This window comes from Shewanella sp. K8, assembly GCF_028823715.1.
Taxonomy (GTDB): Bacteria; Pseudomonadota; Gammaproteobacteria; order Enterobacterales; family Shewanellaceae; genus Shewanella; species Shewanella algae.
Genome location: NZ_JAPEHY010000002.1, coordinates 102,681 through 126,386 on the forward strand (window position 1 = coordinate 102,681; position 23,706 = coordinate 126,386).

Annotated in this window: 21 protein-coding genes; 8 read left to right on the top strand and 13 right to left on the bottom strand. The window is 53.9% G+C overall.

Features of this window, described 5'->3' with window-relative positions:
• Positions 1-2: 2 nt before the first annotated feature.
• Together ON072_RS01910 and ON072_RS01915 are read right to left on the bottom strand one after the other, a co-directional pair.
• Entirely contained in the window at positions 3-2,075 is a 2,073-nt protein-coding gene (locus ON072_RS01910) for a type VI secretion system Vgr family protein (protein ID WP_144224609.1), read from the bottom strand.
• A gap of 156 nt (positions 2,076-2,231) precedes the next feature.
• Positions 2,232-2,750 carry an Hcp family type VI secretion system effector gene (locus ON072_RS01915; protein WP_025009852.1) on the bottom strand — a complete coding sequence of 173 codons (519 nt, stop codon included), beginning with the start codon at positions 2,748-2,750 and terminating at the stop codon, positions 2,232-2,234.
• A 667-nt stretch (positions 2,751-3,417) separates the two neighbouring features.
• Between ON072_RS01915 and ON072_RS01920 the strand changes: the two genes are divergently transcribed.
• The 4 genes from ON072_RS01920 (at position 3,418) to ON072_RS01935 (ending at position 6,230) form a co-directional block, all read left to right on the top strand.
• Positions 3,418-3,882: a hypothetical protein gene (locus ON072_RS01920; RefSeq protein ID WP_044734212.1), complete on the top strand. Its 465-nt coding sequence runs from the start codon at positions 3,418-3,420 to the stop codon at positions 3,880-3,882.
• Positions 3,883-4,246: 364 nt separating this feature from the next.
• Complete coding sequence (locus ON072_RS01925) at positions 4,247-5,164, top strand: AraC family transcriptional regulator (RefSeq protein ID WP_245003300.1); 918 nt, start codon at positions 4,247-4,249, stop codon at positions 5,162-5,164.
• Entirely contained in the window at positions 5,161-5,931 is a 771-nt protein-coding gene (locus tag ON072_RS01930; protein WP_375336409.1) for an AzlC family ABC transporter permease, read from the top strand. The genes ON072_RS01925 and ON072_RS01930 overlap by 4 nt, the downstream gene beginning before the upstream one ends.
• On the top strand, positions 5,928-6,230 hold the full coding sequence (locus ON072_RS01935) for an AzlD domain-containing protein (RefSeq protein WP_045282425.1): 303 nt from the start codon (positions 5,928-5,930) through the stop codon (positions 6,228-6,230). Before ON072_RS01930 ends, ON072_RS01935 begins: the two co-directional genes overlap by 4 nt.
• Before the next feature lie 4 nt (positions 6,231-6,234).
• Here ON072_RS01935 and ON072_RS01940 read toward each other — a convergent pair whose 3' ends face one another.
• The 7 genes from ON072_RS01940 to agaR all read right to left on the bottom strand — a co-directional run bounded on the left by ON072_RS01940 (position 6,235) and on the right by agaR (position 14,531).
• Entirely contained in the window at positions 6,235-7,602 is a 1,368-nt protein-coding gene (locus ON072_RS01940) for an MFS transporter (protein WP_144224614.1), read from the bottom strand.
• 87 nt (positions 7,603-7,689) lie between these two features.
• Positions 7,690-8,811: an N-acetylglucosamine-6-phosphate deacetylase gene (nagA, locus tag ON072_RS01945; RefSeq protein ID WP_186298887.1), complete on the bottom strand. Its 1,122-nt coding sequence runs from the start codon at positions 8,809-8,811 to the stop codon at positions 7,690-7,692.
• A gap of 49 nt (positions 8,812-8,860) precedes the next feature.
• The gene (locus ON072_RS01950; protein WP_025886687.1) at positions 8,861-9,868 is read right to left on the bottom strand and encodes an ROK family protein; all 1,008 of its coding nucleotides are present in this window, start codon (positions 9,866-9,868) and stop codon (positions 8,861-8,863) included.
• Positions 9,869-9,871: 3 nt separating this feature from the next.
• Entirely contained in the window at positions 9,872-11,077 is a 1,206-nt protein-coding gene (locus ON072_RS01955; RefSeq protein ID WP_107004584.1) for an SIS domain-containing protein, read from the bottom strand.
• Positions 11,078-11,081: 4 nt separating this feature from the next.
• Positions 11,082-12,356, bottom strand: a complete 1,275-nt coding sequence (locus ON072_RS01960; RefSeq protein ID WP_096141327.1) for a class II D-tagatose-bisphosphate aldolase, non-catalytic subunit — start codon at positions 12,354-12,356, stop codon at positions 11,082-11,084.
• Between the two features lie 7 nt (positions 12,357-12,363).
• Positions 12,364-13,734, bottom strand: coding sequence for a Gfo/Idh/MocA family protein (locus tag ON072_RS01965; RefSeq protein ID WP_028780309.1), 1,371 nt, complete (start codon positions 13,732-13,734; stop codon positions 12,364-12,366).
• Positions 13,735-13,748: 14 nt separating this feature from the next.
• Complete coding sequence (agaR, locus tag ON072_RS01970; RefSeq protein ID WP_025009833.1) at positions 13,749-14,531, bottom strand: transcriptional repressor AgaR; 783 nt, start codon at positions 14,529-14,531, stop codon at positions 13,749-13,751.
• 337 nt (positions 14,532-14,868) lie between these two features.
• On the opposite strand from agaR, the gene ON072_RS01975 reads away from it, so the two are divergent.
• The 4 genes from ON072_RS01975 to ON072_RS01990 all read left to right on the top strand — a co-directional run bounded on the left by ON072_RS01975 (position 14,869) and on the right by ON072_RS01990 (position 19,404).
• Positions 14,869-17,712 (top strand): TonB-dependent receptor, encoded by a 2,844-nt coding sequence (locus ON072_RS01975; protein WP_261752742.1) that lies wholly within the window; start codon positions 14,869-14,871, stop codon positions 17,710-17,712.
• A gap of 324 nt (positions 17,713-18,036) precedes the next feature.
• The gene (locus ON072_RS01980; protein WP_025009831.1) at positions 18,037-18,342 is read left to right on the top strand and encodes an NIPSNAP family protein; all 306 of its coding nucleotides are present in this window, start codon (positions 18,037-18,039) and stop codon (positions 18,340-18,342) included.
• Positions 18,343-18,353: 11 nt separating this feature from the next.
• Complete coding sequence (locus ON072_RS01985; protein WP_107353350.1) at positions 18,354-18,899, top strand: GNAT family N-acetyltransferase; 546 nt, start codon at positions 18,354-18,356, stop codon at positions 18,897-18,899.
• Entirely contained in the window at positions 18,850-19,404 is a 555-nt protein-coding gene (locus ON072_RS01990) for a hypothetical protein (RefSeq protein WP_208169506.1), read from the top strand. The genes ON072_RS01985 and ON072_RS01990 overlap by 50 nt, the downstream gene beginning before the upstream one ends.
• A 71-nt stretch (positions 19,405-19,475) precedes the next feature.
• On the opposite strand, the gene ON072_RS01995 is transcribed toward ON072_RS01990, so the two are convergent.
• From ON072_RS01995 to ON072_RS02010, 4 genes are all read right to left on the bottom strand, one after another.
• On the bottom strand, positions 19,476-20,183 hold the full coding sequence (locus ON072_RS01995) for a helix-turn-helix transcriptional regulator (protein ID WP_028780314.1): 708 nt from the start codon (positions 20,181-20,183) through the stop codon (positions 19,476-19,478).
• Between the two features lie 229 nt (positions 20,184-20,412).
• On the bottom strand, positions 20,413-20,796 hold the full coding sequence (locus ON072_RS02000; protein ID WP_025009828.1) for a VOC family protein: 384 nt from the start codon (positions 20,794-20,796) through the stop codon (positions 20,413-20,415).
• Between the two features lie 493 nt (positions 20,797-21,289).
• Positions 21,290-23,011, bottom strand: coding sequence for a phospho-sugar mutase (locus ON072_RS02005; protein ID WP_274625935.1), 1,722 nt, complete (start codon positions 23,009-23,011; stop codon positions 21,290-21,292).
• Positions 23,012-23,268: 257 nt separating this feature from the next.
• A complete protein-coding gene (locus ON072_RS02010) occupies positions 23,269-23,574 on the bottom strand; it encodes a hypothetical protein (RefSeq protein WP_025009827.1) in 306 nt (101 codons plus the stop codon).
• Positions 23,575-23,706: the final 132 nt, after the last annotated feature.

Below are 23,706 nucleotides of genomic sequence, written 5' to 3' on the forward strand. Positions count from 1 at the left end.
TGTTATTCTCCGCAATCGGGACAAAGATCGACTATCGGGTTGCCCTCTTCTGCGGCACTCTTCAGCGTCGCCAATTGAGGCTTGGCTCCGGTTGTTACAGCCACTGGCCCCTTGAGCTTGATATTGGGAGCTTCGAGAGTGATCCCGCCGGAATCTATGAATATCTTGCCTCCTGGCCCCTGAATAGTGACTTTCTCCGAGCCATTGAGGGTGAGCGACTTGGTGTGCACCAGTACGCTTTCACCGGCTTCCAATAACACCTTTCCCTCAACCTTCTGGGTGTAATGGCCGCCCACTTCCAAATCGTGATTGGCTCTGGAGTACTCGTGACGACGATCCATGACTTCGAGGCGATAATGACGCTTGATCAGGGTTTGCCTGTCTCTGGTCACTTCCAGCTTTTGATCCTGACCAATCAATGCCTGCTGATCTCGACCTATTTCCAGAAACTCATCCTGCCCCACGTTCAGGCGCTGATCCCGTCCTATATGCTTTTCTCTATCGTTACCCACCTGATAGTGCTGGTCGTGGTTGATTTCCAGCTTATGATCTTTCTGGGCATGCAAATAGATGAGCTGATTTTCGGCGGCATCTTCAAAACTCAACTCATTGAATCCCGGCCCCTTGTGGGTTTGGGTCTTGAGCACGGTTTTGGTTTTGTTGGTCGGCAATACATAGGGCACAGGGTTGGCAGCATGGTATGTGCGACCGGTAATGATAGGTTGGTCCGGATCGCCTTCAAGAAAAGAGACTATGACCTCATGACCAATGCGTGGAACCGCCATAAAACCGTACTGACCACCGGCCCACCCCTGGCTGACACGAACCCAACAGCTGCTGTGCTCATCGGCCCGGCCATATCTGTCCCAGGGAAATTGCACCTTGACCCGGCCAAATTCATCACAAAAGATCTCTTCATTATCCGGCCCCACGACAATAGCCATGTGTGGCCCTGTCACCAAGGGTTTGGTGGCCGGAAGCGGTAACCAGGGAAGGTGCCCTTCAATTGCCAATAACTGGTTTTGATACTGAGTCGGGGTGCTACTGTTCCCCTCCTCTGCCGCTGCGCCCTGGATCCCACTGTGTTTTACCCCCACAAGCAACCAATCACGGTTAAACGCCGCATCTGGATGTTCGCCCAAGTTGAACTTGATACCGGCACCGGCATCAGCAATATCGGACATTGCCGATGCCATTTGGGTTTCATTCCGTAACGCCTGCAATCTGGCGCGGGTGAAAAGCTCTCCCTGGGCATCATCCTTGTAACGCCCCGGATAATCATAGTGTTCATAAAGCACTTCAGATCCCGCTTGCTGGAAATCGAGCTGATTGGCAATATCATCCTGTAAAAAGCTATAAGCGGGCTTTTTGAAGCTGTAATCCTTGAGTTCGGCCTTGGCACTCGCCAGTTGCTTGGCGTAACTGAAGCTGCGGACAAAAGGCACTTCGCTGTCGCCGCCGCTCAAGGCGTTATAGGGGAATAGTTGTTTGGCCGCTGGCAGCTTGCTGGTGGCATCACAGAAAATCAGCGTATGTTTGTCGTCACTGAATTCGAAATACCAGAACACCCCGGCCTCAGCCGCAAGACGGGTGATAAAGTCAAAGTCCGACTCCCGATACTGAACACAGTATTCGCGCTTTTCCGACTCGTAGCGTGCATCCCAACTGAAGGCATAATCACTGATACCCATTTCATCAAGCAGGGTGCTGAAAATCTGTTTGAGGGACTTTTCCTGAAAGATACGGCTGTTTTGTCTCAGCCGCAGCCGCGCCATGGCAGGTTCCATGGTCAGCTTGTATTGGGTCTGTTTATGGCCTGAGTCTTCCTTGGCAAAGCGACTGACTATGCCGTGAAAACTCCTGACTCGAACACCGTCCTGCCAAATACTCAAGACGCCATTCTTATCGACTATCTGCTCGGCAGTAATATCATCCCTGCGGCTCAGTAATATCAACTCTCCCTTGAAGAGCGAGGACAACTGCTCATCAAAATCAAACGACAGCAGGTTGAAACTATCGTCCGCCTCCGCTTCTGCCTTGAAATGAAACCGCAAACCACTGCCAAGATAAAACATAGCCGGTATCCTTGTTCGAGTTCGTCCTGACTCTAATCCGATAGAATCACTCTTTTAATGTCATCGAAAACCTATTTGCAAAACCTTTACATCAGATAACAAGAGGCGCCCGGCTATCAGCCGGAACACCTCTTAGAAAAACAGTTGCTGAATGAATTATGCTTCGATGGGCTTGCGCCAATCGTCGGCACCAGAGGTTCCGGCGCTGACGTGATCCCAGTCTATCTTGCGATAAGCCATGGACACTTCAACCAACTGAGTAAAGTCAGCCTTATTGGGATCCTGGCAGTGAGGCATATTGCAGTTGATATCTATGATAGTGGCGCCTTCCAGCTTGGTCGTGAAGAAGTGCTCTTGCTTACCTTCGATAGAAGTGCGGTACCACTTGAGCTCAACCTTGGTCAGTTTCTCACCGGAAGAGAGTGAGTTGTACATCAAGGGAACGGCTTTGTTCAGCGCGACGGTGAACTTGAACGGCTTGTGCACACGCTGACCGGAAGGCATGCCGGACTGAGGGTCGGTTGGCACAGTCACAATGTGGTTGAACTCCTGAACCAGCATCTCGTCTTCATGGCCTTCCACAAAGATGTCACCGACGGATTCCGCAGTAAAGGCGCCGGCAGTGAGGTTGCCCTGAGTTTGGCCTTCGATAGAGATATAACATGGTGTTGGCATGATAAATTCCTTTTTAAAATTCACTGAGGTTTGGATTAACCTTCCTAGCTAAGGCAACCTTCGTGCCAAAATTTAATCAATTGATTTCGTTACTGTTTAAAAAATAGCCTAATTGGCTGGGCAAAAAATTGCCCGAACTTGAGCAAAAAATTGCCCGGCGGGCAAGAAATTGCCCAATCAGTCAGGCATACCTTAAAAACTTATTTTTTGCTGCTTTATGGCGGCTAAGATTTACCGTCGCAATCCCTCACTTACCGGCACGGGTATGTGTACAGAATATCCAGCGCAAGGTCCCAGGGTAATATGCCGGATAATATGCGAAATAGAGAGGCCGGCAGAGAAATCATGATGAGCGCCATAGACATAGGCCTGACCTTGGTGAGCCTTGAACACTGGAGCCTCACCTGCCTCATGGCAACTCAATAGTATGTGTATCAAGTCAATCATATTTGTTGTGTTACTTCTCTGTCTCGGCCAGTTGATAAGTTAGATGGAAGTAGGAGATTGGACATTTTCATGAACTAAGATTTGATAATCAGCGAACTTTGACTGTCTAATTCATCATCATAGCCCCTGCAACTGCCGTGCTAAACTGCCGATTCGCATTGACATTTAGCGAGAAATATAATTTCATACCAACAGTCCATCCAATTGTTTTTAAAGAAAAATGATAGAAGTAAAATGTTTTACGTTTTTTGCCACACAGAAGTTACACGCATCGGATATAACAAAAATAGTGGAGGATAAACATTACCCAATCATAGAAATTGACGGTTTAGAGCTGTCTCCAAGCATAAGACTCACATGTACCAACCCTAATATAAACGAGTTTGATGCTGATGATATGTTAGGAGGATTCTTTTCGGATCTATTTGACTCTATAAATAATGAAATAATAGAAGAGGATGGTAATGTAATTATAAAATCCATTTTTGTCCTACAATTCGATGTTGATTGTCCTATATCACTACATGGTGACGAAATAACCTACAAAGAAGGAGAAAGAGATTACTCATATAAAGTATCACCTTCTTTCTGTAGAACAGACTTTCCACCATTGACCGATTCGATAGAGATTAAATCAGAAAAGAAACTCACAATAGAAGAGGCAGTTAAAGAATTGATAATGTAATGAATGGGTTGATGCGCTTATTACCGGGTAAAGACATCTGCAATGAGGTCGCCCTGAGTTTGAGCATCGATATAGGTACAAGTTAGAGTTGGTTTGATAAATTTCTTCTTAAAATTTACTGGGGTTTGGATTAACCTTTCAATCCAAAGCAAGCTTTACGCAAAATTTAATCAATTGATTTAGTTACAGTTTAAGACTTGGTCTAACTGTGTGGCCCCCTTTTCACTCAATCATACCTTAACACTTATTCTTGTTGCTTCATGGCGGCCAGGATTGGCCGTAACAATCCCCGGGGAGTCTTAGCTAATCAACCGCTCGCCTGCGTGCAAAAATATCCAAAACAATGCCAGGTAAACTGGTTAATATGCAGGATAGAGAGACCGACAGGGGAATAAAGATGGCCGAAAGCGCCAATGCACAGCAAAGCAAAGCGCTGCGCCACAAGTCCCGCAGGCAAGGGCGGGAACGGGCGACTTATCGTCTGGCCGAAGAACTTGGCGGCCTGGAAACTCTCAGTGCCAGCTATCATCAGCAGAACTTTGGCCGCCACAGTCATGAAGGCTTCACCTTGGGAATCATAGACAGTGGTGCCCAGCGGTTTTTCCGAAGTGGCGGAGATCATGTTGCTCCCAAACACAGCATCATTCTGGTGAATGCAGATGAGGTGCATAATGGCCGTTCGGCAACAGAAAATGGCTGGTCGTATCGAGCACTTTACCCTACCCCTGAGCAGTTTGCCGAACTGGCACTGTGCAGCAAGCAACAGGTGCCCTGGTTTGCCGAGCCCGTGGTACAGGACCCTCTATTGGCGCACCTGATAGCCATCACCCATGAAGCGCTCAACTATTCGAGTAATCGCCTGCAACGGGAAAGCCTCTTGTACGAAACCCTCAGCCTGTTGATGCTGCGTCACGGTCGGCTGAAGCCCGCTGCAACTGTCCAGGCAGGCCCCCTGCTGAATAGGGCCAGGCAGTTTCTGGAAGACAGTTGCAGCAGTAACATCTCGCTCCAGGAACTGGCCAATCTGGTACAGCTGCCGCCTTTTGTGTTACTCAGGCAGTTCAGGGCACAATTTGGCTTAACCCCGCACCAATACCAGACCCAGGTAAGATTAATTCTGGCGCGAAAGTTGTTGCGGCTGGGCGCTTCACCTATCCAGGTGGCACAGGACTCAGGATTTTGCGACCAAAGCCATTTGAACCGTCAATTCAAACGGGCATTCGGCACCACTCCGGGCCAATTTGTTCAAACAGAAAAATCATCAAGATGGAGTCAAGATTGACCATTCACAATCAGCAATCATCATGCGTTCAGGAACTTAACCGGGGCCGCGAATTTTTACGGGGTACCCTGGCGGTAATGCCGCTGACTTTAGCTGTTATCCCCTGGGGAATATTGGCCGGCTCGCTGGCACTGGAAACCGGCCTCAGCGCCTTAGAGAGTCAAGCCATGAGCCTGTTTGTTTTCGCAGGCTCGGCGCAATTGGTCGCCCTCGGAATGATAAAGGCAGGTTCAGGCCTACTGGCCATTTTGGTTACCACGGCATTGATCACCTCGCGTCATCTGCTTTATGCCATGGCGATGCGTCCAGCCATCAGCCCCTTGCCACTGCGCTGGCGCTTGACACTGGGTTTTCTGCTCACGGATGAACTCTTTGCGGTGGCCAATCAAAGCAAGGAAAGTACCCTTAGGCCCTGGTACGCCCTGGGAGCTGGTTTGAGTTTTTATCTTGGCTGGAATCTGGCAACCCTGGCCGGAATTCTCGCCGGCAGCTCTATGGATAATCTCGGCTCTCTGGGACTGGATTTTGCCATCGCAGCCACCTTTATCGCTTTGGTGGTGCCGAGGATAGTCAATGTTGCCACCGCCTTATGTGTGCTCACGGCCATGTTGCTGAGCGTCCTGTGTGAAGCACTGGCTATCCCGGGGGGCCTGCTGATCGCCGCCGTAACCGCCATGGCTGTGGGGTATATCTATCAAAGCCTCTTGGGCAGCAGTCCAGTTAAACCGGTTGAGACAACACAAGATCAAGGTGAGGAGCAGGCATGATTTGGTTAACCATACTGACAATGGCTCTGTTGGTGATACTCAGCCGTTATTTACTGCTTGAGCCCGGGCTGCCGATACGGCTTGGCAAGAAAACCCAGGCTTTCCTTGGCTTTTCGGCACCGGCGGTATTAAGCGCCATCTTCACCCCCATAGTGTTTCTGCGAGACGGCGAGTTGCAACTGAGCCTGAGCAATCCCTACCTCAGCTGTGCCCTGCTGGCTGCCTTACTGGCACTGCTGACCCGCAACACCCTGCTGACCACTATCGTCAGCATGGCGGTATTTTTCTGGATCTACTGAGGTCTCAGTCAATCACGGCTTTGGTGGCGGCCGCTCCCGACCAGGCCCGCAGCTTGTGGCCGGCAACGGCGTAATAAAGGATCATCCCATAGCAGGGAAGGAGGATCCCGTAGGCGCTTTGATGAGGCACACCCTGATGCACCAAGGCGCCATAGAGCAAGGGCAGCAAGGCGCCACCGGCTATGCCCATGATGAGCAGTGCCGAGGCCACAGCAGTCAGGCGGCCGAGCCCTTCCAGCGCCAGCGGCCAGACAGCGGGCCAGACCAAGGCGTTGGCAAAGCCGAGTAGCGCAAGGTAAAGCAAGGGATCCGGCAGCGGCATTATCTCCAAAGGTTCGAGCAAGAGACTCGACAGCTGCATGCTGGTTTCATCTCCAAGCATGATCCCCAAAGTAAACACCAACCCAGCCAGCGCCGAGCCCACCAAGGCGCTGCGCTGACTCATTACTCTTGGGATCAAGAGTATGCCGAGCAAATAGCCAAGCACCATAAATCCCATGGTGTAGGAGGTCAGAATGCCAAATTCGGCCACTTTAAGATGCTGGCCATAGAGGCCTATGCTGTCACCGGCAATCACTTCGGCACCTATATACATAAAGAGAGTCAGTGCTCCGAGAATAGCCTGAGGATAGGCCAGAATGGCGCGCCAATCTGTTCTCGGAACCAAGCTGTCACAGCTTTTGACCTGGCTGTCCTGTTCAAGTTGCAGTTCGGGCAGAGGCGAAAATCGCACATACAGCAGCAACAGAGCCAAGACAACCGCCATCGCCAGGTAAGGCTGCACCAAGCGGGCAGACAGTTGCTCCAATGCCGCAGTGCGCTCAAGCTCACTGAGCTGTGCCAACGCTTCCGGCGTAAAAGCATCCATACCTGTCAGCACCCAGGCACTGAACACCAAAGGAACAATAAAACCGGCGCCCTTGTTGACCACGCCCATACAGCTGATCCGCATGGCGGCGCTCTCTCGCGGACCAATGCAAACAATGTATGGATTGGCCGCGGTTTGCAGTATGGTAAGGCCAGTTCCCAGAACAAACAACGCCAGTAAAAACAGGCCAAAGGTGTGGCTCAGCGCCGCAGGGATAAACAGCAGTGCGCCACTCGCCATTACCCCAAGGCCAATCTGTAGCCCGGCACGGTAACCGAAACGGGTCAACAGCCCGGACATGGGCAAGGCCATCACGAAGTAAGCGATATAGAATACAAAGGCCACAAGATAGGCTTGCAGCTCATTGAGTTCACAGGCGATTTTCAGAAAAGGGATCAGTGCACCATTGAGCCAGGTTACGAAGCCGAATACAAAAAAGAGTATTCCAATCAGCACCATGGGCAGTAAAGTGCCGCCTCCTTTATTCAGGGTGTTATTGCCCATTGTCGGCATCTCCTCTGTTATTGTTATTCTCTGTCAATGATTATCCAGCTGCTGCCAAGGACAGATGTCCCTTGAAGCTACTTATTTTCAAACGCTTTTGCTGCGAACTTCAACGCCCGCTGCGAGCCTGCCGCCCTGCCAGCGCTTTGACTGATACAGGGCATCGTCAAGCAGCAGCAAGTCAGCCCGCATGCCTTCGGCCAACATGCCTCTGTCATTCAGCCCGGCAAAAGCGGCTGGAGTACTGCTGGCCATGGCAACGGCCTGCTCCAGCGGGATCCCCAGCACCTTGACGGCATAGCGAACCGCCGTTGTCATCTCCAATACTGAGCCGGCCAAAGAGCCGTTGAGATCCCTGAGCTCAGTACCGCGGCGCACAACTTTACCGCCGAAAAATTCAAACTCCTGCTCTTCAGAGCCCACAGGCGACATGGCATCTGTTACCAGCATCAAACGTCGACTCCCCTTGGCACGCCAGGCGAGAGTGGCGCTGACCGGGTGCAGATGATGACCGTCGAGAATAATGCCGCAAAATGCCCTTGGGTCACTGAGCGCCGTTCCCACCATGCCGGGAGCACGCGACTCCAGCTGTGACATGCCGTTATAAAGATGGGTAAAGCCGCTGGCTCCGGCATCCAGCGCCGTCATCACGGTTTCGGCATTGGCATTGGAATGCCCCAACGACACTCTGACACCGAGCGCCACCAGGCGGCGAACATCTTCAGGCCCTACCCTCTCGGGAGCCAGAGTCACCACACAAACACCCAGTTGGGACACAGCCTCGGCGTAGAGCGCCAACTCAATATCGCCAAGCTCTCTTAAGCGTGCTTCACTGTGGCACCCCTTACGCTCCAGTGACAGATGCGGCCCCTCAAAATGGATCCCGGCTATGCCGTCAAGACCGGCTTCCCTGGCGCTGATGGCCGCCGCAAGTGCCGCTTGCATTACCCTGATATCGTCGCTGATAAGCGTCGGCAACATGCTGGTGGTGCCGAAACGGCCATGGGCGTCCAACATCAGCTTAAGCGTCTCAACGCTGGGCTGCCGGTTGAACATGCGGCCACCACCACCGTTGACCTGAGTGTCGACAAAACCGGGAACCAGAAGGCCTGCATAGTGAGTTGCCGCCTCACCTTCCTTGGGCGCCTTGGCAATGGTATGAATACGGCCATCGACTATCCGCAGCCAAACCTCACTACTGCGGCTCATTTGCGGCCCGAGCAGGGCACCATCGGCACCAATCCAGAACGGGGCCTTGTCAGTGTTGCTGTTCATGCCAGCCTCCGGTCAACAGGGTATCCATATCCGCTACCTGCTCGTTGGCGCTCACGCTATTGCTCTGTTCCACTCTAGTCGCCAGCGCCTTTCCCAGCATGGCGGCGCCGCGAACGCCACTGGCGGCGCCGAATTGAGCGGCGCAAAACTCGGGCAACTGCACCCCATTGAACATATGCCTGGCGGTAGCCTGCGGCAGCGCCGCCAAAATTTCCGGCACTTCGCTCAAGCCGCCGCCGAAGACAAAGATGTCCGGATCCAGACTGAGGATCTGTCCGGCCAACACACTGCCCAGGGCATCCAGATAAGCATCGAAACTGCGTTTGGCTATGGCATCACCGGCACGCAGCGCCGCCAGCCAAGCGTATGTATCACCCTCGCCGCCAAACGCCCGGTAGATACGACCAAGGCCTGTGCCCGAGACATAGGTTTCGGCGCAGCCTTTGAGGCCACAGCCGCAATCGTAAAGCGGCAAGCCATGGCGCAGCAGCACGCTGGCCGCCATGCCCTGATGGCCGAACTCACCGGCCAGACAGTGGGCGCCGGTGATAAGCCGCCCTTCGATACAGATCCCGCCGCCAAGCCCGGTACCGAGTATGAGCCCAAGAACTCTGGCATGATCTTTCCCGGCTCCCAGCAAGGCTTCGGACAGGGCGAAACAACGGCAATCATTGCCAAGAGCCACAGGACGCGACAACAAGGCGCCCAGATCTTCGGCCACTTTACGCTGATTGAGGCAAGGCACATTGCTGGAGACCACGGTGCCATCGGCGCGGATCACCCCGGGCAGGGCTATCCCCACAGTGCCCGGGATGCCGGACTCGGCCGGCCAACGCCTGTCGGCCTCGCTTATTTGCAAGGCGAGTGAGGCCAGAAAGCTCTGATAATCGTCACCCTGAGTCGCGATGCGCCATTTATCCAACAGACGCAATTGTGGACTGAACACCGCCAGTTCTATCTTGGTACCACCGATATCCACACCGTAGTACATGGCTCAATCCTCTGTGTTATCCAGGCTGCCGGGCCGAGTATAAACCGCAAGCGAATGTAGCTTCACCCCCTGCACCACTCTATTGACCTGGCCGCTGGGACAGGGATTATCCGGTGACACCCCAAGCTCCAACGCCTTGTAAAATGCAAGTAGTTGACAGTAAACAATAAAGGGCAGTGTCAACCAAGCCTCTTCCAGACTGGCCTGACCATCTTGGGCCAGAGCCTCTTCACTCAGATAACAGATATCCAGCGCCCGCTTATCGGCGCGCAGCTCTGCCAGAAGATCCAGATCGTAGGCTCTGGCATAGGGCTCAGAGCTGCCGAGCAGCACTATCTGGGTATCTTCATTCACCAGTGACTTGGGGCCGTGACGAAACCCCAGCGGACTCTCAAAACTGCTGATCACTATACCGGCCGTCAGTTCAAGGTACTTGAGCGCCGCCTCCTGAGCCGCCGCCTTGAGCGGCCCGGCGCCGAGAAACACTATCCGCTTGCAGCAATGGACGGCGGTTTGCTGCACCCCGTCGAGCCGGGTTTCGAGCAGTTGCTCCGTCAGTGTCAGCACCCTGGATAGCGATTTGTCTTCCTCGGCAAACAGCAGCAGGGTCGCCAGATACATACAACTGAAGCTGCTGGTCATGGCAAAGCTGCGGTCGTGGCTGTCTTGGGGCATCAACCACAAACAAGCCTTGTGACTGTGTTCGGCCGCATAGCTGGCCAAAGCTCCCTCAGGGTTACAGGTCAGCAGCAGATGACTGACATCTGTCAGCAACTCATCGGCCAACGCCAGCACAGCCAGGGATTCAGGGCTGTTTCCCGAGCGGCCATAGGAGACGATCAGAGTCGGCTGCAATGGGTTGAGATGCAGCCTGGGGTGAGAAACAATATCCGTGCTGGACAAGGCTTCCACCCTCTGGCCCGGCAATCTGAGTTGCCGCTGTAAAAAGGCTGCCAACGCCTCGCCGATATAAGCCGAAGTACCCGCGCCGGTGAGAATAATCCGCAGATTGTCCTTGGCCAGCAAGGGATTGAGAAAAGCGCTGAGCTGCGCTTCCCTGTGTTTGAAATCGGCCTGTAATTCGCGCCAGAGAGTTGGCTGCTGGGCTATCTCGGTCGCCGTCCATTTACCGCTCTCCGGCGCTTGCCAAAGCGGGTTGGCGGCAGATTTTGGATACAAGTGGGTCTTTGATAGGTCACTGACTTGCATTGATTTATCCTTCGATGGCAGCAGGCTGACAGGCGCTGGCATAACGGCTAAGCACCAGGCCGATATGATGGAGTACCAGCTCAATCGCCGTGGCAGGCAGCTCGCCTCTGACCACGGCCGGATAGGCCAGCGGCAGATATTGGCTGATAAGGGGCTCGGGAATGGGGTTTGCCAGATTGGCCAGCAGCTTGTCTATGGTCAGCGACAATTCGGGCCAGTAGTAGCGGATCCTGTCACTGTAACTGAATCCCAGTTGCCAATCCCGCAGCGCAGGATCTGTATAGAACGACTGCCAGTATTTGGGCTCAGACAGCATCTTCTGCTCACACAGTGCTCTAAGCCCTGAGCGTTTCGCCGCCGGCACCAGCAAGACCTCTATATGATCCAGGGCAAACAGCCCCTCACGCAGGGCAAAAGTCAACTGCGGCCCCACCTTGAGAATGGCAAAATGGCCGGCCACCAACTGGGCGTAATGCTCCGGCAGTTGATAATCTGTGGAGTGGGCTTCAAACACCAGGTTGGGCTGCTCGCGAATAAAGCGGCTCTGCTCCTTGGTGAGCGTATCATCATACTGATGTACCCCGGCATTGCCGAACTCCACCCCTGGCTGCACCACCAGCGCAATCACCCGCTGCCAAACCTCTGCCCCAAGCCCCTCGGCGGCAAAGGCCTGTTTGTGGGCGCTAATGGTGTGTTTCATCGCCGCGACCGGGGTGACATGCAGCCCCTCCTCCAGCGAACTGACACCACCGGGAGCGGGTACTTCAGTGCCTATCACATAACAGAGCTGTTGCCCCGGCGCCTTGGCCGCTTCTGCGGCGCGGCACAGTCTGGCGGCGCGCGCGGCAATCACCTCATCGGCAAGGGGCGTTTGTTCCTGATGACAAGCCATGCTGGCATCCAGATGAATTTTACAAAATCCCGCCTCGACATAGGCCCGCACCATGGCTTCGGCCTCAGCCATCGCCTGCTCGGCAGTCAGGTGCTTCCAGGCCACCGGCCCCAGGTGATCGCCGCCGAACAGCAACTGCGCTTCGGCAACACCTTCACTTTGGGCCAGGCTCTTTACAAAGGCGATAAAATCGGCGGGGGTCATGCCTGTATAGCCGCCGTGCTGATTGACCTGGTTGGCCGTAGCCTCAATCAGCAAAGGCGCCCGTTGCCGCGCCGCATGACGCAAAGCGGCGCGCAGTACCAGCGGCTGGGCCGAACAGACGGAATAGATCCCCGCCTGCTGCCCGGCCTTGTTGGCCTCAATAATGGATTTGAGTGCAGACATGCTTACCTCAACCTACAATGCCAAGCGGTTTGGCACTCTGCCACACGCCACGGGTAAAGTCGGGGAAATCCTTGGAGTTACCGCGATCGGCCACTGAAGCCGCCGACAGAGGCTGCACCGCCGACCAGGCCGCACCGTCATACACATCCTGATCCAGCGGCTCGCCGTTACGCAGGCAGTAGATCATCCGCCAGCACATTAAAAAGTCCATGCCGCCATGACCGCCGTTCTTTTCGGCCGCCTCGCCCATCTGCAACCACAGCGGATGGTCATACTTGGCATACCACTGGGTCATATCCTGGTCCCAATGGTGGAAGCTACCACTGCCGCCCTGCTCCAGCGCTATGCGGTTGGGGAAACCGGCAAACACCCCATTGGTGCCCTGAATCAGGTTATGGCGGCTGTAAGGACGCGGCGTTGTGGTGTCGTGTTGCACCATGATGGTTCGGCCTTTAACCGTCTTGATAAGACTGGTATTGATATCGCCGCAGATATAGTTGAGCTTGTTGCGGGCATGGTCGGCGGGGAATTCACGCTTGGCATAGGCTGCGCGCCCAAGCGACGGAGAGCTCATGGAAGTGAGATAGTCGAACCTGTCCCCGCGGTTGATATTCATGTACTGGGACACAGGCCCCAAACCATGGGTAGGATACAGGTTACCGTCAATCAAGGCGTGATACTTGGTGCGCCAAGAGCCCGTCTTGCGATCTATCTCCTTCATCTGCCAGCGCAGCTCGTGAATATAAGCGGCCTCACCGTGCAGCAGTTCACCGAACAGCCCCTGGCGTACCATGTTGAGCACCATCAGCTCGTCGCGACCGTAGCAGACGTTTTCCATCATCATGCAGTTGCGCTGGGTTTGCTCGGCTGTGTCCACCAGATCCCAGAGCTGCTCCATGGTGATCCCCATAGGCACTTCAACAAAGGCGTGTTTGCCGGCCAGCATAGCCTCTTTGGCCATGGGGTGGTGCCATTCCCAAGGTGTGGCAATGACCACTATGTCCACATCCTGGCGTGCCAACAATTCACGATAGGCGTGTTTGCCCTGGGAATAATAACCGGGCTGGGCCAAGCCTGCGTCACTCATTACCTTCTTGGCACGTTCTATGACCAGGGGATCGGTATCGCAGATAGCTGTTACCCTGGCGCCCTCTATGTTGTTGAAATGGTGAATGAACCCCACACCTCGCTCACCGACGCCGATTAGCCCCACCCGCACTTCAGCCATTTTCGGAACCACCAGCCCCATGACAGATCGGCCACTGGCCTTGGGTGCCAGCGCAGATGAACCGGCATTGGCGGCGCAGCCAGCCAGCGCCGAGGCAGCAGCTGTGGCCACCGAAGCTTTCAGAAAGGAACGACGATCAAAACCAGACATAACTTCTCCCCTTGTTATTTATTTTTATCTATCAGGTGCAGCTGCACCCCTTGCTTGGTGAGTTCTTCCACATAGCGCTCGGGAATGCCGCTGTCGGTCACCAGTTGCTGGATCTGCCGACTGGCACAAATTACATGAAACGCCTGTTGGTCGAATTTGGATGAATCGGTAACCACTATGATCTCGCTGGCAATCTCACACATCATGCGGTTGAGACTGGCTTCCTTCTCAAAATGGGTGGTGAGACCTGCCTTGAGATCAAAACCATCCACCCCGAGGATCAGCTTGTTGAAGTTGTAATCCCTGAGGCTCTTCTCGGCGATGGAACCATAGAAAGACATCGACTTCTTACGCAGCAAGCCGCCGGTAAGCATCACCTCAACGTCGTCGGAACGCGCCAGCTCTGTGGCTATGTTAAGGCCGTTGGTCATCACAATAAGATCTTGATGTTCAAGGAGGTTGGCCGCGACTTGCTGGGTAGTGGTGCCCGAGTCCAGCAACAGGCGGTCGCCATCATTAACCAAAGAGGCCGCCACCTTGCCCAGCTCCTGCTTCAGTGCCGAGTAGCAGTGGCCCTTCTCTTTCAGTGACAGTTCACGAATAAGGTCGGAGTTGACCATGGCGCCGCCACGGGAGCGCACCAACAACTGCTTTTGATCCAATACCGCCAGATCCGAGCGTATGGTGACTTCCGAGACCCCGAAGCGATTTGCCAGCTCGGTGACCGACACCTTTCCCTGTTGTTGGGTCAGCCGGACTATCTCCTGCTGCCTCTCAATAGTGTTGAGATTATTCACTGCACTCTTCCTGTTTTGTTTGTTGCGCTCTGGAGCAGGTGAACCTGCACTGGCTTTCGAAAGCTTTCAATCTACTAGCAACGTCGTCAAATCATAACAACAATTCTTATACCACAACGACTTAAGCCAAAACCAACAACAAGTTTTCACTTTCAACTAGCTAAACTATGCACCAAACCGAAAACAATTAAAAGACATTTTACATTTTTTTATTGATCACCCAGAGTTTTTAACGCTATAAATAAGCGATCGAAAGTATTTCGCTGTTTCTAATGCTTTCGAAAAACAACAAAAGCGAAAGGCATTAAGCCTGATAAAAACAAACAGCGGGGAACCCATGAAGCTCTTAGCCACCCAACCTGCCCTAATTGCCCTGGCAGTTGCCAGTGCGCTGGCGACACAGCCGGTTACGGCCAACGACGAGTCCGACAAGGAAAACAAGGCTCAAACACAACAAAACTCAGCTCAACAGCAGGATGCCGAGCTGGAAAGGATCCAGGTAACGGGTATCCGCTCAGCCATTAAGGAGTCGCTGTTTCTGAAACAGAATGCCACCGCAGTGGTGGATCTTGTGGTGGCCGATGATATAGGCAAGTTTCCGGATGAAAACCTGGCCGAAGCACTGCAACGTATTCCCGGGGTGACCATTACCCGCAACGGCGGCGAGGGACAGAACATACTGATCCGCGGCCTGGGGGACGGCTACAACATCACCACCCTCAATGGCCGCAAACTGGCGTCGGACAACGCCGGGCGGGACTTCAACTTTGACACCATAGCCTCGGAGCTGGTCAATGTGCTGGCGGTTTACAAGTCTCCCGAAGCGCGGCTCACCGAGGGAGGCATAGGGGCAATTGTGGATATTCAGACCCGCAAGCCTTTGGATTTGGACGGTTTTACCCTGCAAGCCTCGGCCAAGGGTATCTATGAGTCGCGCACCGAAGACCTGCACCCGCACGCATCTCTCATCATAGGCGACAAGTCCGATGACGACAGTTTCGGCGCTCTGTTTTCCGCCGTTTACTCCAAGAAAACCCTCAGGGCCGACACCTATTCCGCCGATGGTTTTTTCGATGAAGAGGAAGGCTGGGGTGTCGACAGCGCCGGGGTGCCGGTAGACACCAACGGCAATGGTGTGATTGATGAAGGCGAAATCTACGCCTCCAAAATACCAAGCTACATGTACTATGCCAACGCCCAGGACGTACGCGAACGCATCGGTGGCACCCTGGCGCTGCAATGGCGGCCTCTGGATAATCTGGATGTCAATTTCGACGCCCTCTACTCTCGCTACAATACCGATGGACACAAATACCAGATAGGGTTTGTCAACTATGACGAGGAGTGGACACCGGGTACCCCGCTGTTCAGCGATGCGCAGTTCGATGAGCTGGGGCGAGTGGTTTCCATGCGTCAGCAGGGCGACAACACTATGGTGGAGCTGCTTAACCTGAGCACACCGCGCAAGACAGACACCTACCAACTGGCACTGAATACGGCGCTGTTTATCACCCCCAATTGGTCGGTCACCGCCGATCTTGCCTACTCGGCCGCCAAGAACAAGAACAAGGGCGACAATCGCTTCATCGTCGCCCGCGGCTTTGTCGACAGCATAGATATCGACTACACCAATGGTCAGATGCTGCCGGATGTGGTGATAGGCCCGGGACTCACCAGCGAGCAGACCTATGGTGCCCACTACAGCCTAAACAGTGGCACAGGCGTGGATGACAAGGTAACGGATCTTAAGCTGATGACCCAGTATTTGCCGGAAAGCGGCTTTATCAGCAAGCTGGATGCCGGGATAAACTATGTCAAACAGGTCAAGAGCCAGAATGAGTTCAGATCGAAAAACCCCAGCCAATTCAGTCGCGGCGGCTACTATCTAACCCGCGACGGTTATGCTTTTGACGGCTCGGGAGTCTTCACTCAAGGCGAGTTTGAGCTGTTCCAAATTCCGGGCAATGTGTTTGTGCCCGCCAACTTCGATAACTTCCTCGACGGCGAAAACAGCATCTCACCGGATCCCTGGCCCAGCTTTGACTATGACAAGTTGCTGGAATACTACCGCTCCATCAACAGCGATGCCGCCAATGAGGCCATAGTAGCCAGTGCCAATCAGGCCGGTACTTATGAGGTAAGCGAGGCCGTGACCTCGGCCTATGTGCAGATAACGATTGAAGAGCTGCTGTTCGATCTGCCCTATATGCTCAATCTGGGGGTCAGGGCCAGTCGCACCCAAGTCGATTCCGAAGGCTTTGGCTATGACTTGAGCAAGGTAGTGCTGGATGATGCCGGTCAGCCGCTCAACGATGACTGGCGCACCGTCAGCCCGGTAAACTACAGCGACAGCTATACCAACATATTGCCAAGCCTCAACTTCAAGCTGAACCTGCAGGACGATCTGCTGCTGCGTATCTCGGCCGCCGAAGAATTGAGCCGCCCGTCACTCTACTCGCTCAGAGTCTGGGCCGCGCCCAACTTCACCAGTCAGGAGCAGGGCTTACCAACTCTGGTGCGCGGTAATCCCGGGGTTGAACCCGAGCAGGCCAAACAGGCGGATCTGGCGCTGGAGTGGTATTACGGCGACAGCAGTTCACTGAGCGGCGCCCTGTTTATCAAGGATATCGACTCCTTTATCTCTGATGAAAAGACCCCCATGGAGGTCGATGGCAACCGTTACCTGGTAAGCCAGCCGGTTTCCGGACAGTACGGTGCCAAAGTGCAGGGCTTTGAAATTGCCTGGCAACAGTCCCTCGAACAGTGGTTGCCTGAGCCATTCAACGGCTTTGGTTGGCAGCTTAACTACACCTATGTGGACAGCAGTTATGACGATCCTGAGCTGAAAGCCAAGGATCTGCCCTTCAAGGGGATGTCCGAGAACTCCTACAATGCCGTGCTCTACTATGAGCAGTATGGTTTGCAGGCGCGCCTTGCCTATAACTGGCGCAGCAAGTTCCTGGTGGATCCGGATGCCTGGGGCGGCCCGGCCTGGATAGACGACTACGGCCAGTTGGATGCCAGCATCAGCTACGACATCACAGACAACTTGACCCTGTTCAGTGAAGCCTCCAACCTGACCAACAACCGCTACTCCGGTTACATCAAGCGCGAAGATCAGGTGAATTATCTGGAACGCTTCGGTACCCAGATAGCCGTGGGTATTCGCGGCAGCTTCTAAAAACAGAGTTTGGGTGAAAGGATAACGCCTTCCGCCCAAACTCCATGTCGGCCCGGGAAACCGCCATATAGCCTGGGCTGACATCTTTCAAGTTAATCCTTCAAGCCGATGATTCTTAATTAAAAGCTACTCTGTTGCTCCCAAGTCACCCACTTGCTTAACAAGCAAAGCCTGGGTTAGTCTCTAGCACTCCTTTTAACACCCGGCTGACAAAAGTAGACGCGATTCAGCCGACTCAGCATCCGGCATAGAAGGCCGGCTTCAAGGAATTGGCCGGGCGGTTAATCCCAAGCACTTCCCCCAAAATCAAAGGACTCGAAAACTGTGATCACCTGCTATATCAAATACGTCATCAAACCCAAGCAACTGGCCGAATTTGAACGCTACGCCAAAATGTGGATCCCCTTGGTGGAAAAGTTCGGCGGCACCCATAATGGTTATTTTCTGCCGAGCGAGGGTGCCAGCAATATCGCCCTGGCTCTGTTCACCTTCCCGAGCCTGGCGGAATACGAAAGCTATCGCAATCGAGCCAAAGACGACCCTGAATGTCAGGCGGCGCTGGTATTTGCCGAACAAACCGACTGCATTGAAAGTTATGAGCGCAGCTTCTTTCGGCCAGTGCTCGGTTAAGGAGAACGAAGATGCCTTCAAGCTTGTTTGCCCCGACACTCGAGACTTCGAGACTCAGGCTGCAGCCGCTGCAGGTACAGGATGCCGATGCCCTGCTGGCGATATTTTCCGATCCCGAAGTGATGAAATACTGGAATACCGCTCCCTGGACCCATAGCAGCGACGCGCTGGATTTTATCTCTGCCGCCAAACAAGGCATGACCAGGCAAGAGGGCATCACCCTTGGCATATTCCAGCGGGATACCTGTGAGCTGCTGGGGAAATGCATGTTGTTCAGCTATGACAGCGGCTCCAAACGGGCTGAGATAGGTTTTGGCCTGGGCAAAGCCGCTTGGGGCAAAGGCTATATTCAAGAGGCCGGCGAAGCCCTTATCGACTATGGCTTCAACACGCTTAAACTCAGACGCATCGAGGCCGAGATAGATCCCGGCAACAGTGCATCGGCCAAGGCTCTGGATAAACTCGGCTTCATCCGGGAAGGTTTGCTGCGCCAGCGCTGGCAAATCAATGGTGTTATTTCAGATTCGGCGCTCTATGGGCGACTGGTCAGCGACTGACTACGGCTCTGCATCAGGCGGCGCAGAATGGTATCGGCTGTTTGGCGCCGGTGAAGCTATGGCGCAAATGAGTGAAACAATAAAAGGACTCGATAGTTTGGATAGTTTGCTTGATACGCTGAGGATGCTGAAGAAGTTCCAAGACGATTTATACTGCAATCCACCGGCAACAGAGGCGCAAATCGATCAGTTGCTTAATGTCTGGGAGTCTATTCCACCAGGTTCACTGCCCCGCGACTATCTGGATTTACTCAGGTATGCCAATGGCATCCAAATTAACAATGTCATCCTTAACTCAATCGACGAACTATTGCACTGCAGCCTGGAGCAGGATGACTTTTTACAGCTGGGCCATGAAGGCAACCTGGACAGCATAGTGTTTCACCTCCCCAGTGCCGAATACCGGGTAGTGAATTTTTTCGACTTACGGGAAACCTTTGAAAGCTTTGGGTACCTGAAAGATTTGATAGCTTACCTGTTGCGGGAGCAAGGAATAATGTCTTAGGGGAACTGACATTTTGAATGTTCAAAGTTGGCTTTTCACGCCAGCGCCCTGTCGGTCAAGCGTCAGTAAGATCAGCTTTCGCCCTGGCTTTGCTCCTGTCTTTGATAGTCATCCTCCATACGGCGGACAAAGTCCTCCATCTCCTGGCCCGGGGTAATGGGGAAACGCTCCGGCAACTGTGACAGATTAACGATACGGTCGACCCGAAAGGAGCGAAAGTCGTCTCTCAGTTCACACCAGGCCAACAAGGTCCAGGTGCCGCGCCAAAAGTAGATAGCCAGCGGCCTTATTTTGCGCTGACTGGCGCTGCCTTTTACATCCTGATAGTCGAGCAACACAAAGTGGCGCAGCCTGGCGGCAATACGCAGTGGGTCAAGATAAACAAACTCTTGCTGATCCAGATAAAAGTCCGGTGAGAACATCAAACTCTGCAGCGCCCGCAAACGCTCAGGCACCACGGCTTCGACCTTGATAAGCGCCTGTTTGGCCGCCTTGCCCAGCTCATTGCCGCCCCAGGTCTGCACCATGCGGATCCCCAGTTGAATCGCTTCCAGTTCGGCCTCATTGAACATCAGCGGTGGGACACTCACCTCCTGGCGCAGCAGATAGCCAAGCCCGGCCTCCCCTTCGATGGGGATACCACTGAGACAGAGATCCTGAATATCCCGGTAGATGGTTCTGACAGAAACTTCCAGGCGCTCGGCCAATACGGCTGCAGTGGTCAAACGGCGGTGGCGCAGGATCTGCACTATCTGAAACAAACGGTCGGCGCGGCGCATAACTTAATACCATTCCTTATAGCTGTTTGATTTGAATTCCAAAGTTTGGCTTGAAACACCAGGCTTACAGCGCAGACCAATGTCGATTTATCCCAATACACCATGCATTGCCCTACTTGCCTGCCCCCCTTTTCATTCTTGCTAACTGAGTAAACGCCTATGCGCTATGGTATTCATTCAAGCAAAGACCGACATTGCGTCGGTCCCGATAAAGATAACAGCGCTGAGCTTACAGCTGCATGGCCCACAAGCCAAGTCGGTTGCCTTCGGAATCGGCTATTTGGGCACAATAGCCGCATTCACCTTCCTTGATGGGCATAGGTGGCAAGAGGATTTGCACACCCTGTGCTTCCAGCTGACCTATGGTGGTACCCAGCTTGTCACCCAGGTGGAGGTAAACCACGGATGCCGTCATTGAAGGGGCCATCTGCGGGTGTTTAATCAGCCCAAAGCAAGCGGTATCACCACTGGTGCGGCTGACGCTGACATACTCACACTCAGGCATAGGATCTTCGCTGCAGTGCAGTCCCAGCACCTCTTGATAAAAACGCTTGGCGCGAGCCATATCGGCAACCGGGATCTCACTCCAGACCAAAGGGATTTCTGCTGACATTTTCACATCTCCATGTTGATTCAGTTGTGGCAGGAGGACCATCCTCCGCCGTCCTGACAAGCTTGGCTCTCAGGACGAAAACAAGTATGCACGGGTGCTGCTGACAACCTGTTGTCAGTAGCCTGAGCGAAAACACCAATAAAATTTGCATGGGAATAAGCATGACCTAAGGAAGGTGCGAATAAGTCCTCGTGGCACTCTGGCTTGCACAGCAATTGGCGCTCAAGGCATCTGACTGAAGGCATGCCGGGGCCTGTCAAAGTCGGATAACGCAGAGAGCCTGTTGCTGTGAAAGCCCCAAAGGGCGTGGCTTACAGACCTGCCTGCTGTGTTCTGCTTCTTGCAAAGGACTAGGGCCATTTGCGGCGAACCGCGCCTTGCATCCAGGTCCGTAAGCCGACGCAGAGCACACATGGGACTTGTTCGCACCTTCCCTAAAAGGCCCGCAGTGCGGGCCTTTATCTATCTTCTCAGCGGTTTTCCGGGCAGTAGGTTACTTGGGCAGTGACGCCTGATGGCCGCTGACGAAGGCATCCAGCGCGGCCCTGGCCCGGCTTTCGGCATCTGCCAGGTTGTCGCTTGCCTGCATAGGCTCAACCACCTCGTAATAACACTTGATCTTGGGCTCGGTTCCCGAGGGCCGCACTATCACCCGGGCACCGCCTTCAAGGTGGAAGGTCAGCACATCACTGGCCGGTAATTCGATGATCTCCCGCCGCCCATCGGCGTAACGCCGTTCGGCCGATTTGAGATCCTCGGTCACCAATACCGCCATGCCCGCGATGGACTCGGGAGGATTGGCCCGCAGATGGGCTCCGATATCCGGCGTTCCCGGCTTGAGCGCTATGCTCACCTGAGTATTAAGGTGCAAACCATAGTCGCGATAGAGTTCTTCCAGTCTGTCCCAGATGGTTTTGTCCTGCGCCGCCAGCTCGGCAGTCAGCTGGGCAAAAGCCACCAGCGCCGACAGGCCGTCCTTATCCCACACCATGCTGCCCACTGTATAGCCCAGCGCCTCTTCATAGGCGAACAGGAATTTATTGCTGTCGCTCTGGCGCTGCATACCAACATTGGTGAGCCACTTGAAACCCGTGAGCGTGGTATAAAACTCACCGCCCTTGGCCTTGGCGATTTTGGAGAGCAAGGTTGAAGAGACTATGGTGGTTCCCAGTAGACGCTGATTGGCCGGCGCCTTGGACAATAGATAGTGGCCCAGCAAGGCCCCCACCTGATCGCCGGTGAGCATTTGGTATTCGCCATCATCTCGGCGCACTGCTACCGCCAGCCTGTCGGCATCCGGATCGTTGGCACAGGCCAGCAACGCCTGATGCTGCTTGGCCTCGGCGATCACCAAATCCATGGCGCCCTTCTCTTCCGGGTTGGGGAACTTAACCGTTGGGAAGTCACCGTCCGGTTTTTCCTGGGCAGCGACAGAATAAACCTGAGTAAAACCGGCATCCTTGAGCACTGTCTTGGCCATTTCTGCGCCAACACCATGCATGGCGGTATAGGCCAGGCTCACCCTTTCGGGCGCCGTTTTGTGCTGCAACACATCGGCATGGAACACACCGCGGCGATAGTCCTGATAGAAATCATCCTGCAGCCAAATGAGTTTACCCTGCTTGGTGGCTTCACTCTGCTCCAGCCAAGGCAGCTCTTCGTTGGCAGCCTTATCTATGCAGGCAGCAATACCTGAGTCATGTGGCGGAATGATCTGCGCGCCATTACCCCAATAGACCTTGTAGCCATTGTATTGCGGCGGGTTATGGCTGGCGGTCACAACGATGCCGGCGGCAGCTTCAAAGTGTTTCACCCCAAAGGCTACCAGCGGCGTGGCGGCCACTTTGGCGGTGAGTCGCACCTTAATCCCCATGGCGGTCAACACGCTGGCGGCATAATGGGCGAAGGTACGTGAGTCATGGCGGCCATCGAAACCTATCACCACACCGCGGCTGGCGGCATCTTTAACCTGGGCGAGCAGATACTGCCCCAGGCCCGCTGTGGTTTGGCGGATAACCAAACGGTTCATCCGCATTGGACCGGCGCCGACCACGCCCCTGAGACCGGCGGTGCCGAAGGCCAAACGGCCGGCAAAGCGGGCGGCCAATTCAGTTTCATTGCCTTCGGCTTTAAGACTCAATAGCTCATCCCGGGTTTTAGGGTCGGGATCTTTGTCCAGCCAATGTTTCAGTTGCAGCTCCAGATGAGTATTCATAGGTGGCCTCTTTGATAATCAGTTTCATTCCAAAGTAAGAAAAACTCAGGTCCGCGACAAGTGAATTTGCATTAATTTTATGATTTTGTTCGGACTTTGAAGCAGCCCCTCCTACTTAAGTCAGCCCTTTGCCATCAGTATGGCTAGTTTGCAGCAGCAACGAGAACTCTTGTAGAGCGGCTCCCGGCTTGATTTAGCTTGGCTTAAATTTCTGCTTCATATCGGAGTTGGCTTCTCAGCAGATTGATACCGGCATTTCAGCGGGACATATTGATGGAGATAACGTTATTGAAGATCTCCTTGTCAAATTGCTGCTCCAGTTGTTGCCGCCAGGGCATGGGACAAACACGCACCAGGAAGAACTGTTCCCGGGAGGTATCTGTCACAAATGCCATGCCGTGCTGCATCAATTCATAGTGGATATCATGGACAAACACCATGGAGAAATTCTGCCTGCCGGTAAGCTGGTTGATATCCTCACGGCTCATGCTGACCCCATGCTCTACCTGCTCGAAACGCTTGTAAAGCCAGTCGGCAAACTCTTTGGCACTGACCATAGACATAATCCCATTCCTTATAGAAGTTTGAGTCACTCAAAGCGCTGTCAGCCGTTCGAGTACCAGCCGGATTGGCGATAGCATAGTGATTCTATGGCGAGTCAGGTTAGGCGGTCATCGACTGGCCATATCCATAAA

What these genes read in the sequence shown, in the direction of transcription:
- ON072_RS01910 (WP_144224609.1), bottom strand. Translation starts at nt 2,075, where the DNA reads ATGTTTTATCTTGGCAGTGGTTTGCGGTTTCATTTCAAGGCAGAAGCG.
- ON072_RS01915 (WP_025009852.1), bottom strand. Translation starts at nt 2,750, where the DNA reads ATGCCAACACCATGTTATATCTCTATCGAAGGCCAAACTCAGGGCAAC.
- ON072_RS01920 (WP_044734212.1), top strand. Translation starts at nt 3,418, where the DNA reads ATGATAGAAGTAAAATGTTTTACGTTTTTTGCCACACAGAAGTTACAC.
- ON072_RS01925 (WP_245003300.1), top strand. Translation starts at nt 4,247, where the DNA reads ATGCAGGATAGAGAGACCGACAGGGGAATAAAGATGGCCGAAAGCGCC.
- ON072_RS01935 (WP_045282425.1), top strand. Translation starts at nt 5,928, where the DNA reads ATGATTTGGTTAACCATACTGACAATGGCTCTGTTGGTGATACTCAGC.
- ON072_RS01940 (WP_144224614.1), bottom strand. Translation starts at nt 7,602, where the DNA reads ATGGGCAATAACACCCTGAATAAAGGAGGCGGCACTTTACTGCCCATG.
- nagA (WP_186298887.1), bottom strand. Translation starts at nt 8,811, where the DNA reads ATGAGCCGCAGTAGTGAGGTTTGGCTGCGGATAGTCGATGGCCGTATT.
- ON072_RS01950 (WP_025886687.1), bottom strand. Translation starts at nt 9,868, where the DNA reads ATGTACTACGGTGTGGATATCGGTGGTACCAAGATAGAACTGGCGGTG.
- ON072_RS01955 (WP_107004584.1), bottom strand. Translation starts at nt 11,077, where the DNA reads ATGCAAGTCAGTGACCTATCAAAGACCCACTTGTATCCAAAATCTGCC.
- ON072_RS01960 (WP_096141327.1), bottom strand. Translation starts at nt 12,356, where the DNA reads ATGTCTGCACTCAAATCCATTATTGAGGCCAACAAGGCCGGGCAGCAG.
- ON072_RS01965 (WP_028780309.1), bottom strand. Translation starts at nt 13,734, where the DNA reads ATGTCTGGTTTTGATCGTCGTTCCTTTCTGAAAGCTTCGGTGGCCACA.
- ON072_RS01975 (WP_261752742.1), top strand. Translation starts at nt 14,869, where the DNA reads ATGAAGCTCTTAGCCACCCAACCTGCCCTAATTGCCCTGGCAGTTGCC.
- ON072_RS01985 (WP_107353350.1), top strand. Translation starts at nt 18,354, where the DNA reads ATGCCTTCAAGCTTGTTTGCCCCGACACTCGAGACTTCGAGACTCAGG.
- ON072_RS01990 (WP_208169506.1), top strand. Translation starts at nt 18,850, where the DNA reads ATGGTGTTATTTCAGATTCGGCGCTCTATGGGCGACTGGTCAGCGACT.
- ON072_RS01995 (WP_028780314.1), bottom strand. Translation starts at nt 20,183, where the DNA reads ATGCGCCGCGCCGACCGTTTGTTTCAGATAGTGCAGATCCTGCGCCAC.
- ON072_RS02000 (WP_025009828.1), bottom strand. Translation starts at nt 20,796, where the DNA reads ATGTCAGCAGAAATCCCTTTGGTCTGGAGTGAGATCCCGGTTGCCGAT.
- ON072_RS02005 (WP_274625935.1), bottom strand. Translation starts at nt 23,011, where the DNA reads ATGAATACTCATCTGGAGCTGCAACTGAAACATTGGCTGGACAAAGAT.
- ON072_RS02010 (WP_025009827.1), bottom strand. Translation starts at nt 23,574, where the DNA reads ATGTCTATGGTCAGTGCCAAAGAGTTTGCCGACTGGCTTTACAAGCGT.